11 protein-coding genes are annotated in these 14,504 nt (G+C 34.5%); 2 read left to right on the forward strand and 9 right to left on the reverse strand.

The annotated features are described in order from the left end of the window. Window positions 1-93: 93 nt before the first annotated feature. Window positions 94-2,016 carry an ABC-F family ATP-binding cassette domain-containing protein gene (locus tag ATE84_RS00425; RefSeq protein WP_101444890.1) on the reverse strand — a complete coding sequence of 641 codons (1,923 nt, stop codon included), beginning with the start codon at window positions 2,014-2,016 and terminating at the stop codon, window positions 94-96. 57 nt (window positions 2,017-2,073) lie between these two features. On the opposite strand from ATE84_RS00425, the gene ATE84_RS00430 reads away from it, so the two are divergent. Then, complete coding sequence (locus ATE84_RS00430) at window positions 2,074-2,460, forward strand: DUF983 domain-containing protein (protein WP_101444891.1); 387 nt, start codon at window positions 2,074-2,076, stop codon at window positions 2,458-2,460. On the opposite strand, the gene ATE84_RS00435 is transcribed toward ATE84_RS00430, so the two are convergent. The 8 genes from ATE84_RS00435 to ATE84_RS00470 form a co-directional block, all read right to left on the reverse strand. Beyond that, window positions 2,452-3,498: an FAD-binding oxidoreductase gene (locus ATE84_RS00435; RefSeq protein ID WP_101444893.1), complete on the reverse strand. Its 1,047-nt coding sequence runs from the start codon at window positions 3,496-3,498 to the stop codon at window positions 2,452-2,454. The two genes, ATE84_RS00430 and ATE84_RS00435, sit on opposite strands and share 9 nt — an antisense overlap. A gap of 129 nt (window positions 3,499-3,627) precedes the next feature. Next, window positions 3,628-4,518, reverse strand: coding sequence for a gliding motility protein GldN (gene gldN, locus ATE84_RS00440; protein ID WP_101444895.1), 891 nt, complete (start codon window positions 4,516-4,518; stop codon window positions 3,628-3,630). A gap of 19 nt (window positions 4,519-4,537) precedes the next feature. Further along, complete coding sequence (gene gldM, locus ATE84_RS00445) at window positions 4,538-6,085, reverse strand: gliding motility protein GldM (protein ID WP_101444896.1); 1,548 nt, start codon at window positions 6,083-6,085, stop codon at window positions 4,538-4,540. Between the two features lie 51 nt (window positions 6,086-6,136). Next, window positions 6,137-6,763, reverse strand: coding sequence for a gliding motility protein GldL (gene gldL / locus ATE84_RS00450; RefSeq protein WP_101444898.1), 627 nt, complete (start codon window positions 6,761-6,763; stop codon window positions 6,137-6,139). A 76-nt stretch (window positions 6,764-6,839) separates the two neighbouring features. Further along, window positions 6,840-8,213 (reverse strand): gliding motility lipoprotein GldK, encoded by a 1,374-nt coding sequence (gene gldK / locus ATE84_RS00455; RefSeq protein ID WP_101444900.1) that lies wholly within the window; start codon window positions 8,211-8,213, stop codon window positions 6,840-6,842. Between the two features lie 110 nt (window positions 8,214-8,323). Then, the gene (locus tag ATE84_RS00460) at window positions 8,324-9,487 is read right to left on the reverse strand and encodes a formimidoylglutamase (protein ID WP_101444901.1); all 1,164 of its coding nucleotides are present in this window, start codon (window positions 9,485-9,487) and stop codon (window positions 8,324-8,326) included. 8 nt (window positions 9,488-9,495) lie between these two features. After that, window positions 9,496-11,997: a type I DNA topoisomerase gene (gene topA / locus ATE84_RS00465; RefSeq protein ID WP_101444903.1), complete on the reverse strand. Its 2,502-nt coding sequence runs from the start codon at window positions 11,995-11,997 to the stop codon at window positions 9,496-9,498. Between the two features lie 107 nt (window positions 11,998-12,104). Beyond that, window positions 12,105-12,881: a hypothetical protein gene (locus ATE84_RS00470; protein ID WP_101444904.1), complete on the reverse strand. Its 777-nt coding sequence runs from the start codon at window positions 12,879-12,881 to the stop codon at window positions 12,105-12,107. A 138-nt stretch (window positions 12,882-13,019) separates the two neighbouring features. On the opposite strand from ATE84_RS00470, the gene miaB reads away from it, so the two are divergent. Beyond that, window positions 13,020-14,465, forward strand: a complete 1,446-nt coding sequence (gene miaB, locus ATE84_RS00475; RefSeq protein WP_101444906.1) for a tRNA (N6-isopentenyl adenosine(37)-C2)-methylthiotransferase MiaB — start codon at window positions 13,020-13,022, stop codon at window positions 14,463-14,465. Window positions 14,466-14,504 lie beyond the last annotated feature (39 nt).

The following is a 14,504-nucleotide window of genomic DNA, read 5'->3' on the forward strand; positions in this document are numbered from 1 at the left end:
TAGTACGAGGGGTTTTACGCCAAGAAGTAGTATACTCTTTTTTCAGTTGGTTACGATAAAAAACAAAAATTAGAAGGCAAAACAAACAATATCTTATGCACCATTTAATACATCCATTTCCTCTTGTAATGCTTCCCAATCTTCCATTAGTGAAGATAAGAGATTTTTTTTTGCCTGGTAATTATCAAAAAAGTTAGGTTGCGCAATAGTTTGATCATAATTGATCGCCAGTTCTACATCAATTTCTTTAATTTCTCTTTCGAGCTTATTGATTTTAGATTCTATATTACTCAACTTATTACTAAGTGATTTCAGTTTTTTCTGATCCTGATAGGATTGCTTTGCTGTCTCTTTGGTATCAGAAGCAATTTTCTCTTGCTTGTCTTTCTTTTCTATATCTCTAAGATCACTAATTCTTTTTTCTTCTAAGTAGAAATTTATATCTCCGAGGTATTCTTTGATTTTTTTATTCTTAAACTCATAAACGGTATTACTTAATCCTTGCAGAAAATCTCTATCATGTGATACCAAAATCAGGGTTCCGTCAAAGTTTTTCAAAGCTTCTTTTAATACATTTTTAGATTTGATATCCAAGTGGTTTGTTGGCTCATCCATCACTAATACATTAAAAGGCTGTAATAGCATTTTACATAGTGCTAATCGGTTTCTCTCTCCTCCAGAAAGTACTTTTACCTTTTTATCCACTTCATCACCTCTAAACAAGAAGGATCCTAACATATCACGGACCTTGGTTCGTGTTTTTTCATCGGCTGCATGGATCATAGTATCATGAACAGTCAATTCTCCATCCAGATATTCTGACTGATTCTGAGCAAAATACCCTATCTGAACATTATGCCCCAACTTAAACTCTCCGGTATACGATATCTCATCAATGATAATCTTAGCCAATGTTGATTTACCCTGACCATTCTGACCTACAAATGCTATTTTAGACCCTCTCTCTACTAGTAAATCAATGTCTTTGAGAATCTCTTTATCACCATAATTTTTACCTACACTATCGGCTTCAATAACTACTTTTCCCGGTTGTACATGTATAGGAAAACTAATATTCATTACTGCATTATCATCTTCATCTACTTCTATTCTATCAATCTTATCCAATTTCTTAATTAAAGATTGTGCCATAGAGGCTTTAGAAGCTTTTGCTCTAAATTTCTCGATCAGCTTTTCGGTCTGTTCTATCTGCTTAGATTGGTTCTTTTGCGTAGCTAATTGCTGTTCCCGAATCTCTTTACGAAGCACCAAATATTTAGAATAAGGTTTGTTATAATCATAGATACGCCCCAAAGATATTTCTATAGTCCTGTTGGTTACATTATCCAGAAACATTTTGTCATGCGAAACAATAACTACTACTCCGGCATAATTTTTCAAAAAATTCTCTAGCCAGATAATAGACTCTATATCTAAGTGGTTTGTAGGCTCATCGAGTAGTAAAATATCATTATTCTGTAATAACAACTTTGCTAATTCGATTCTCATACGCCATCCACCAGAGAACGTATCGGTAAGTTTATTAAAATCTTCACGAGCAAATCCAAGGCCCTGTAAGACCCTTTCTGTTTCTCCTTGATAGTTATACCCACCCAGTATCTCATAATGATGTGTAAGATCACTTAAATCGGTAATTAATTGATTATATTTTTCACTTTCATAATCCGTGCGTTCTGCTAGCTGAGCATTAATAGCATCAATATCGCGCTCTGCTTTCTTAATTTCTATGAAGGCTTCGTAGGCTTCCTCTAAAACCGTGCGTCCTAATACAAAATCTATATCTTGCTTTAAAAAACCAATCTTTATCTCTTTATCCATAGCTATCTGACCAGAATCTGGTTCTTGCTCTTTGGACAAAATCTTAAGCATGGTAGATTTCCCTGCACCATTCTTTCCTATCAATCCAACTCGATCTCCTGCATTTAATCTGAAGCTTATTTCTTCAAAAAGGTACTCCCCTCCAAACGAAATCGATAAGTTATGTATGTTTAACATGTGCTTTTGAATATTTTGTGCAAAGATGATTAATTTTGCGTTAGAATAAAAACGCCCATGAACTTCTTAAAAGGAACAAAGATTTATAGTATTATAACTGGCAGCTGTCCTGTATGCCAGAAAGAAAGCATGTATAAGGAATCCAACCCTTATAAATTAAGCCAGACTTTAAAAATGCAGGAACGTTGTAGTCATTGTAACACCAAATACAAAATGGAGCCTTCTTTTTTTTATGGTGCTATGTATGTGAGTTACCCTGTAGGTATCGCTTTTGCCGTTGCAGCTTTTGTGATTAGCAATCTTATTTTTAAGCTAAATCTAGTGGCTACTTTTCTTATAATTGCCGGAACAATGATTGCTTTTTTGCCTGTTATTTTAAGATTGTCCCGAAATATCTGGATTAACTTTTTTATGCACTACAAAAAAGAAAAACATTCATCGTAAGCTTTCATACCGTTTACAATCTATTTCCTTATCCAAAGAAATTCCTTTTTCTATATGGTTATATAACTCTTTTGCCATAGTAGGGGCCAAAAGTATACCTCTACTACCCATACCATTTAGAATATGCATATTAGCATACCTGGTATGCGTTCCTATCAAAGGTCTTCGGTCCTTTACTGTAGGTCGTATTCCTGCTACCTGATCTACTACTTCGTAAGGTACTTTTAAAAACTTCTCCAGCTTTTTTTGTAACTCTTCTCTTGCAGTAACCGTTACTTCTGGAGATTTATCCTGATTGTTATATGTTGCTCCAACTTTGTATAAATCATCTCCCAGAGGAATAATAAATATTGAAGATTTTATCGTTTCCTGTAATTTAAGTGCTTCAGACTTAATAATAATATACTCCCCTTTATTACCGTATAGTGGTAAATCATTAAAAAACGGATTGTTTTTTACTCCAAAGCCTTCAGCAAATACGATATGTTTTGATTGTACTCCTTTGTATCGAATACACTCTTCTTCTATGATCAGTTTATCATATTCAAAAGATTCATTGAGTAAAAAATCATGTTCTTTAAGGCGTTTTTCATAAGAAGACAGCATGGTATTAAGCTCAATTTTTCCTGTATAATTTACTTTCCCATACTGAAACGGAATATCTAAAGCAGCATTCGTATTTCGAATTAATTCTGAAGAAAGGAACTTACATAAGATTGGTTTATCGCAAGCTTCAAACCAATTATTTTGTTCTTCTACGGCATTAAATCGGCGTAATACCGGAAGCTCTGAAATTAATGGCTCATGAAGTTTGGCTTCTACATTTTTATATAATGAAATTGCCGTATCGATCTGCTCTGATGCCTGCCAGGCCATCGTAAAACGTTTTAGAACAACAGGGTTAAAAATACCTCCAGCAACTCTTGAGGATTTTTGAGAAGCATCCTCATAAACCTTATATGATTTATTATTACTTTCTAATTGTTCTACAAAAGACAATCCTGATATCCCAAATCCTACAACAATATAATCTAACATCATTCAACCTTTTAATCTACCCACAGAAAAGATAAAATAGGGCACTATTATAATATATTCCAAAAATAATAAAACGCCCAACTATAGTTGGGCGTTTTATCTATTATTTATTGAAAAATATTGAAGTCATTAATAGCTCCACATATCCATTTCAAAATTTCGAATACTTTCTTTAATCCTTTCACTTTCAAGAAGTTGCATCAAAGCATTATCAATCACATAGTCCTTGATTTCGCGGTCACCTTGAATGTTATCTTCTTTATAAATCACAGAATTAAAGCGTCTTGCATTAAGAATATGATCATATGTAAACGGCATAGATGTGTTTTTCCTATTAAATGCCATTGCATTATGAAATATTTCTCTAGCATCAGGATACCATATCCAGAATAATGCAACCATATCTGGCTCATCATCATCGATAAAGTTAACATCGGGTGCTACAGGTGCTAATCCAAGCAATCTGTATCTTAATTCCCCTAGTCTCTTATCAAAATACCAATATCCTCTTATTTTATATTCTGAAATATCTGCAGAAGCAATATCTCGTCTATTAATGTATTGAGGATCTACTTCTTCTCCTGCATTATACTGTTCAAACCCTAAATCTGTCGTGTCAATTTTAGACATTGTTGATTTAAGATCTTCAAAAGTACGTGTCTCAGTAAAATATGAATCTGAATAAATATTTTTGATTTTTCCGTTTTTGATATTCGTCACCAATACATCATACAAAGAACGACGATTAGCACCAATATTAAACGTATCAATAGGATAGTACAATGGGAAATTTATTCGCTCATCAAGGTCAATAGTTTCCCAAGTTGTTTTTGCCCACAATACATCACGTTTATCTACATATCCGTACTCTAAGGGACGATCATTGTCATATAAAATCTGTTCTTGAGTTTTCTTTCCTATCTCATCTGGATTGTTGGCATTTAAAACATTTGCCTGTCCGAAAGAAAGAGAAGAAATCAATAGACCAAAAACGGTTAATACAAAATTTCTCAAATTCATAACTATGTAAGTTTATTTTTTAATTCGTTAACTCAATAATAACCGGAGATATTTTTTTCAACTTATATCCAGAGCTATTAGCCAACCGTGCTTTTATATCAATAATCTGAACAGAAGAACCTCTTTTTGCTTTACGCAAAGCTGATTTTGCTTTAGAATTAAGTCTACCTCCAGGAACACTTACTGTTGGCTGTCCTTCTACTTTAAATTTAAATCCAGTAACTTTTAATTTAATATCAAAGTCAAAATCTGGTAGAATCGCACCTACAGATGAAATTTCTAAGGCATTTCTTGCCATTTTGATTGCTCCATCTTCACCACGTACTGTTCCTACAGGTCTTGGTATACCTTTAATTCTAAATTTCTTACTATCACTTACTGTAGTACCATTTGCTAGTTTACCACTAACTTTGATACTAACTTCACGAGCTTTTACAGCAGTAACATTCATCATATATTTTCCTGCACCTCCAGCTTTTCTTAATCCAGGGGCAGAAGCATTTACAGCTGGTACACCAGGAATAGAAATTGTCATTGGGTTATTAACTCCACGATAGACCACATTCATCTTATCTGCAGAAATTACAGCAGAATTTGGTCTAGGGATAACAGTATATGTACTCTTAATATCAATAGGGATAATAGAATCTCCTTCTTTAAACTCAAGAACACCTTTGATCTCTCTTTCTCCAACATTTCCTGCTGGGAAATCTAACATGATTTGTCCATTCTGAACTTCTGTTTGCTCTTTACCATTAACCATTACTTTGGTTGGCTTAAGTGTAGCATCAAAACGTCCAAGAACAATTCTACCTTTAAATTTCTCTCCACTAAAGAAAGCAGTTTTATCTGCCACTACAATTGCTTCATAGTTACTAAAAGAAAGTTCAGAAGCTTGTTGCCCAGCTAATAAAGCTGAAAGCACTTTACTTTCTGTTGTTTTAACATCAGCTTGCATTTGAGTAAGCTTAGTTAAAGAAGCAACTAAAGGAAATCCTTCAAAACTATAATTTAACCATTTTTTATTTACTCCAGATCTGTCTTTTACATCACTAGTAGAAAAGGTTTTAATAACATCATCAGCAACAGAAGCATCAACTTCTTTCACTTCTTTGATTGCTGCAGATACACCATCTCTATACTTTGCAATTTTATCTAAAAACTCCTGAGCTCCAGCAGTAACTTTACCACCTTCAAAAAACTTTTGATCTAACCTATCTGGTCTATCCATAGTTTCATAATCAGTAGGATCATCTCTATCGTCAACCAATTCGGCTTTAAGTTGATCTAGATATGCATTAAACTCATTAGATAAAAGACTAATTTGATCAGCTTTTTCTTTTAATGGGGTATATTTTTCTGGCTGTTCTGAAACCTTTTCGGCCAGACCTGCCATAAATCCAGTATTTCGTTGGGTAGCTAACTCATTTGATTCTGTCAATTTTTCTGACATCAAACCAAACGCAGTTAATACTTCTTTTGACATATTTAATGCCATCATCGCGATGAAAACCAAGTACATCAGGTTAATCATCTTCTGCCTTGGGGATAATTTTCCTCCTGCCATATTCTTCTTAGATTTTGGTAGTTATTATACTATATCTTAATTAATAAAATGTTAACTTCTGTTCATTGCAGTTAACATACCACCATATACTCCATTTAGAGAAGAAAGGTTACTAGTAAGGCTCTCCATCTGGTTTTTAAGCTTATCTGCATTATCAGCTATAGCCTGGTTAGCTTCAGCCTGACGCGAAGAAGATTCTAACTGAACTTTATATAAGCTATTTAAAGACTCAAGATGCGACGCTGCACTTGCCATCTCTTCGCTATATTTTCTAGTTCCTGCAATAGCATCTGTTGTAGGACCAAGGTTTCTTGCTGCTCCTTCGAAATTACGGATACTATCACCAAGACTGCTCATAAGGCCAGTATCAAGTCTAGCTTCTTTAAGCATGTCATCTAATTTTTTAGATAATAATCCTTCTGGAGTTTCTTTCTCTTTTTTATCTTTTTTGTTCCCTCCTGCTAATTCAGGATATACTAGAGACCAATCTAGATCGCTGTCTACTGGTTCGAATGCAGAAACAGTAAATACTAATGCTTCAGTAATCAAACCAATGATAAGCATTTCATTACCAAATGTCCAGTGCATAATTTTAAAAAGTGCACCTAATATTACAACGGCTGCTCCCAGACCGTAGACCATGTTCATTAATTTTTTGCTTGCTTTTGAATTTGCCATAATAAATTTGTTTTTTTTTTTAAATCTTAAGTTTTAAAAAAGGGTTAGTAATTAAGTTGATAGAAAATTTTGGGACTTAGTTTTGATTCTGAGTATTAGCTTCTCCAGTCGATTCAGTACCCATATAGTCCTGAACTGTTCTAAATCCGATAAAACTCCTCGCAGAATCTGCGTATTCGTAATCTCTGGTACTTACCTGTAGGAAGTAAGCAACATCTTTCCAGGATCCTCCACGTACAACTTTACGTTTATTTTCATCATCATTGACATTTGGGTTCATTGATGACACATACTCGTAAGCTGCGGGATCATAGGATGACTGTACCCACTCAGAAACATTACCGGCCATATTGTATAGGTTATAATCATTAGGGTCGAATGTTTTGGCTTCTACAGTATATAAAAAGTTATCTGCTGCGTAGTTTCCTCTAAGAGGCTTAAAGTTTGCTAAGAAGCAACCTCTGTCATTTAACGCATATGGGCCTCCCCATGGATACGTAGCTGACTCTAGGCCTCCTCTAGCGGCATACTCCCATTCTGCTTCTGTAGGCAGTCTGAAGTAATTCACGAATTCTTTACCTTTTTTCTTTTGAAAGGTGTTTTTTTCAATAGTTCTCCAACGACAGAAGGCTCTAGCTTGTTCCCAAGAAACACCTACTACCGGGTAGTCATCGTATGCACTATGCCAAAAATAATCATTATGCATAGGCTCATTATATGAATAATTAAAATCCTTGATCCAAACTGTAGTATCAGGATATACTTTTATAACTTCTTCTTTTACAAAATCTTTTCTTCCACCTTTTCTAGCACGTGCCGCGGCTTGGATATCCATCCATGTAAATCTGAATTCGAATTTACTTACATCTAATGTACGTCTACCGTTATAAGATTCTTCTAGAGGAATATACATAGTATCCATAACTTCGGCATAAAACTCATCGGGATAATCTTCGATATCCCATTCGATATCCATATCTTTATTAAGTCTTCGACCTTCGTAGCCAGTTTCACCTGTACCACTATAGTTATCGTACATATATTTTTCGTAGACAGACATGTTCTCGGTATCAGCATCTAGGAATGCAAATTCTCCAATACCATCATCTCCTGGGGCTTTGCCTAATTCATCAGCCATTATCGCAAGTCTCATTCTAATAACAGAATCGCGAACCCAAGTTACAAATTGCCTATACTCGCTATTGGTAATTTCGGTTTCATCCATGTAGAAAGAACGAACCGTAACCATTCTTGTAGGGGCATTTGCAAGTGCTGCTTTATCATCGTCCGACTTACCCATAATGAACGAACCTCCGGGGATGAGGGCCATACCATATGGTTTCTGCGGGTGCCATTTTTTTCCTTGTGCTCCTACCAGTTCTCCTCGGCTTCCACCACCACAACTGTAGAGCATTGCTAAAATAGCAAAGAGTGATACAAATTTCTTCATAACGTGTTTTAGGTTAAGATCTTCTAGATTTAAGGACGTAAACCTATTTATTTATTTCCAGAAAAACAATTTTTTTCTAAAAAAAACCTTAAATCGACCTAATAAAAATGTTAAACTTCGTTTTTTTGTTTTGCCTTATACCATCTTTCAGGTATTTCTTGATTACAAGCTCGCTCATAATCGCTGTACGTGCAAGGTAATAACGTATGTCTTTTCAATTTATTATTACCAGACGAAATAAATGGTATTTCTATCCACCATCTTCCGGTCATAACGCTTTTATAAAAAGACAAAATTTCGTCTTCTATCGGCACATTATAATGTAGTGTACTTTTTAAATTTTTAATATTAACTTCGTTAGACCTGTAATTGATTCCTTCTACAAAATACCATATCATCTGAGCAATCAACAAGGATGTAGTTTCTTCATTTTTGAAATTTTTAAATTCATAAATTCCAAAACTTTTTACCTTATCACTAATCCCTGCATATCTAGAAATTGCGCAAATTTCACGACCATCAAAACCATTGGGAGAAGCAGTAAATCCGCTTAAACTTGTAGAATTCACAACTCCCAAATCCACAGAAACAATATCAGCATCTCGCATAATTGGCTCTACAATAGTCACATCTGAAATAACTTCTCCCAAACGATACGCATCAAAATATAATTTCTCTATCAGATCTATTTCTTCTTGAGCATTAAAATATGTTTGATATCCTATATTACTATAGTTAAACAAATTATAAGGTTGTTCTACAATAATTTTACCAACAAATGAAGTATTCGTTATAGGCTTAGAAGAATTCCCTAAATCAAATTTACTATCCACATTAACCAAATTTACCATTCGCTCTAAAATGTCAAATGATCTGTATTGTGCATAAACTAAATCTTGACTACCTCCTATAATGATTGGAATAATATTTTTTACCAATAACGCAGACAGAATCTCCTGTACCAAATAATACGTATCACTAACTTCATTCCCCGGAGCAACATCTCCTAGATCTACTATATTAGTACTCCAGTTTCCGGGATAAAGCTCGTATAATGATTTACGAATAGTATCAAAACTCAAGCTTTCTCCTAAAAAATTGATGTCATTTCTATTTTCCCGAATACCGAGAATAGCAACATCTATTTTTTCCAGATCTGGCACTCCATCAGCTGTCGTATGAATTTTAATTTGATTTCCTAATGCCTGTTCAGAAAGCAACTTAGTATGGGCGGCAACTAAATCACTAACTGGTATAAGAAATTCGAAAGACATATTTTGGTTTATTTCTTTTTAGTGGTCTTTTTTGTAGTTTTCTTTTTTGCTGCAGTTTTTTTCTTGGGAGCATTTTTCTCTATCAGATCTTTTACTTTATCCAGCGTTAACTTTGAAGCATCAACAGTCTTAGGTAGTTCGATTTTAACTTTACCTTTTATAATATTACTGCGACCCCATCTAGCTTTTTCAACTCGAATTCCTTCTTCTTCCCAATTATGAATTACCTTATCAATTTCTTTTTGTTTCTTTTCTTCAATAAGAGTTACGATATCGTTATCAGATAAATTATCAAAATCATATTTCTTATTTACATTGATAAACATTCCGTTCCATTTAATAAAAGGACCAAATCGACCTTTACCTTTTTGAACAGGAAGATTCTCATAAGTATAAATAGGAGCATCAGCTTTTTCTTTAGCATCGATTAACTCAATAGCTCTATCCAAAGAAGTACTTAACGGGTCTTCTCCTTTTTCTAAGGAAACAAATTTTTCACCAAAACGCACATAAGGTCCAAAACGACCATTATTAACCACAATAGTTTCTCCTTTATATTCACCAAGTTCTTTTGGCAACTGAAACAGATCCATTGCTTCTTCAAAAGTAACACTACTTAATGTTTGGCCTGGTGCCAAACTAGCAAATCTTGGTTTATCCTCATCATCGGCAGTACCAATCTGAACCATTGGTCCAAATTTACCTAATCGCACACTAACCACTTTGCCCGTAGCTGGATCTTCTCCAAGAATACGTTCTCCTACTTCGCGCTCTGCATTCTGTGACACATCCTCTACTCTAGGATGAAATTCTTGATAAAATTCCTTCATCACATGAGTCCAATCTTCTTGCCCCTCTGCTATTTCATCAAAATCCTGTTCTACTTTTGCCGTAAAATTATAATCAAGAATCGAAGCAAAATGATTTACCAAAAAGTCATTTACCACCATCCCAACATCGGTTGGAATTAATTTCCCTTTATCACTACCTACTTTCTCAGATAATTTTTTCTCATTCACAGCATCTCCCGATAGAATCATTTGAATATAATCACGAACCTCTCCTTCTTTAGATCCTTTTTCTACATAATTCCTATTTTGAATAGTAGAAATCGTAGGTGCATATGTTGACGGTCTTCCTATACCTAGCTCTTCTAATTTTTTAACCAGTGAGGCTTCTGTATATCGACCTGGCGCTCTTGTAAATCTTTCTGTTGCTGAAATGTAATTATTAAACAGGCTTTCTTGCACTTTCATTGCAGGAAGGATTCCTTCTTGCTCTTCATCCTCATCATCGTTACCTTCTAAATACACCTTTAGGAAACCTTCAAACTTTATAACCTCACCATTGGCAGCAAATTGTTCTTTATGTGTATTAGCTTCAATCCTCACATTAGTTCTTTCTAATCTAGCATCACTCATTTGCGAAGCAATAGCTCGTTTCCAGATCAATTCGTATAAACGTTGTTGATCGTAATCTACATTTACACTATGTCTTGAAAAATCTGTAGGACGTATCGCTTCGTGAGCTTCTTGTGCTCCTTTTGATTTTCCTTTATATTGTCTAGGATTACTATACTCATTACCATAGGCCGAATCAATTTCTGCCTTTGCTCCATTTTGAGCTTCTGTAGATAGATTAACACTATCTGTTCTCATATATGTGATTAAACCCGCTTCATATAATCGTTGCGCCATCGTCATTGTCTTACTCACAGAGAAGTACAACTTCCTCGAAGCCTCTTGCTGCAAAGTTGATGTTGTAAATGGCGGAGCTGGTGATTTTTTTGCTGGTTTTGTAGAAAGATCAGCTACCTTAAACGATGCCCCTAGGTTTTTTTGTAAAAATGCTTCAGCCTCTTCTTTTGTTTTAAAATTCTTAGGAAGCTTAGCCTTAAAAGATTTGCCAGCTTGATTAGAAAACTCTGCATCAATTCTATAGGATGCTTCTGGTTTAAAACCTAAAATATCACGTTCACGCTCTACTATCAATCGCACTGAAACTGATTGCACTCTTCCTGCAGATAATCCTCCTTTTACCTTTCTCCATAATACCGGAGAAAGCTCATACCCTACCAAACGATCCAAAACACGCCTAGCTTGTTGCGCATTTACAAGATTATAATCGATAGAGCGAGGGTTTTCTATTGCTTTAAGAATAGCATTTTTAGTAATCTCATGAAAAACGATACGACGTGTCCTGTCTTTATCTAATTTAAGCGTCTCTGCAAGGTGCCATGCAATGGCTTCTCCTTCTCGATCCTCATCACTTGCCAACCATACCATATCAGCATTCTTAGAAAGATTCTTCAGCTTTTTTACGACATCCTTCTTATCTTTGGAGACGATATATTTGGGTTTAAAATCCCCTTCAACATCAACCCCTAATTCTTTGGAAGGTAAATCTGCAATATGCCCAAAACTGGATGCAACTGTATAATCTTTCCCAAGAAACTTTTCTATTGTTTTGGCCTTAGCAGGCGACTCCACAATCACTAAATTCTTAGCCATAGTCCTTTAATTTCTGACGACAAAAGTATATCAATTTTTTGATATCAAGATTCTTTATCAAAAAATTAGTTTAAAAAAAACCTGCCGATCAGCAGGTTTCTTATTTTTTATTTTACAAATAATGTTTCTTTGTTTTCAAATTCATCATCTTCAAAACCTAATGTACCCTTATATATAAAATAGATTGGCATATAAACAAAAGAAGCAGTAAAAAATATTCCCACAAAACATAATACCATACCTACCATTTGGGACAAAATAGATGCAACGATTATTAACCCAAACGAAATACCCCAAATTTTATTACCCAGTTTAAAACTAGCTTTTATAAGATCTGAAGCACTATACTCTGGATTAAAGGCAAATATCACCCCTAGCAATTGCAAAGGAACCATTACATAAAAAATAGGAAGATAGCATAACGTTGCAGCCAAAATCGCTATTCCAAATGTTGCTATTGCTAATGCAAACACTTTTCCTAAATATTTCCCTTTAAGAAACATGAAATACGAAGATGTCTCTGGCAACCCTAAATCTACCTGTTTACAAACCCTATAAAAATGTGCCGTAATCCCGAATTGGAGTGCCGAAGCAATCATAGCTATAACTAAAACCAATATAACAAACAAGAACATTAAACCTATCGATAATTCTTCACTAGGATACCCATAATCACCATAACCACTTTCAAACCCTGACATACCTGCAAGAGCAAAAACAGGAATATATATCACAAAAAATAAAGGAAGCATAATTAATATCGAAATAAGCAAGTGTACAAATCCTTGAAGCCATACTTTTTTAAAGAGCTCGATACTTTTATTAAAAATATCGCCAAAATCCAAAGACTTACTATTTTCTATTTTCTCAAAGAGTGCATTCATCGTTACCTATACATTTATGGGTTAAAAAGTCATCAAATATAGATTTTTTAGAAAATAAATCACTGCCACTTTGTCATAAACCGTATTAAAAAGTATCTTTGCACACTATTTGACCCCAATCGATAAGGAATTATTTTTATGGAGAAGATTATTGACGAAAGTATACAGGGGCAGTCGCTTGCTCTTGATCAGAATAAAGAAAATAAACGCAAGCTTTTTATAGAAAGTTATGGTTGCCAAATGAATTTTAGCGATAGTGAAATTGTCGCTTCTATTCTGGCTAAAGAAGGTTTTAACACCACACAAAATCTTGAGGATGCTGATTTAGTATTAGTAAACACATGTTCTATTAGAGAAAAAGCCGAGCAAACAGTTAGAAAAAGACTAGAAAAATATAATGCAGTAAAAAGAATCAACCCAAGAATGAAAGTTGGAGTTCTTGGCTGTATGGCAGAGCGCCTAAAAAGTAAGTTCCTTGAAGAAGAAAAAATAGTTGATCTTGTTGTTGGGCCTGACGCATATAAAGATCTTCCTAATCTGATAGAAGAAGTAGATGCAGGACGCAATGCTGTGAATGTTGTCCTTTCTAAAGAAGAAACATATGGTGATATCGCACCTGTTCGTTTACAAAGTAATGGAGTATCTGCTTTTGTATCGATTACACGTGGTTGTGACAATATGTGCACATTTTGCGTAGTCCCTTTTACCAGAGGTAGAGAACGTAGTCGAGATCCTCAAAGTATCTTAAAAGAAATAGATGACTTGGTATCTCAAAATTTTAAAGAAATTACCTTATTAGGGCAAAATGTAGATAGTTATTTATGGTATGGTGGTGGCCTGAAAAAAGATTTTGGCAACGCTAGCGATTTTCAAAAAGCTACCGCAGTAGATTTTGCCAAACTGCTGGATATGACAGCAGAGAAATATCCAAAACTACGTATTCGTTTTTCTACATCTAATCCTCAGGATATGACATTAGATGTAATAGAGATTATGGCAAAACATAAAAATATTTGCAAGCACATCCATCTTCCCATACAAAGTGGAAGCGATCGTATTCTTAAGGAAATGAATCGCTTACACACTCGACAAGAGTATATGGATTTGGTTGATAATATTAAAAAAATAATCCCAGATTGCGCAATTACCCAAGATATGATTATCGGTTTCCCTACAGAAACAGAAGAGGATCATCAAGATACATTATCACTATTAGAATATGTAAAATATGAACATGGATATATGTATGCCTATTCTGAAAGACCAGGAACACTTGCTGAGCGTAAATTAGAAGATGATGTTCCCGAAGATGTAAAAAAACGAAGACTGGCAGAAGTCATCGCATTACAACGAACACACTGCGCCTATAGACATCAAAGTTATATTGGACAAACCTTTGAAGTATTAATTGAAAAAGAGTCCAAAAAATCAGATCAACATTGGAGCGGGAGAACTACAAAAAATATTGTAGCAATATTCCCAAAAGGAGAATATAAAATTGGTGATTTTGTAATGGTTCGTATAGATGATTGTACCAGTGCAACTTTACTTGGTGAAGCGATTGGATATTCTGAGAATAATTAATTACAACTGTAGACATACAATTAAAACAAAAAAATAAAC

Origin of the sequence: Aquimarina sp. MAR_2010_214 (genome assembly GCF_002846555.1) — a bacterium.
In the GTDB taxonomy this organism is placed as follows: domain Bacteria; phylum Bacteroidota; class Bacteroidia; order Flavobacteriales; family Flavobacteriaceae; genus Aquimarina.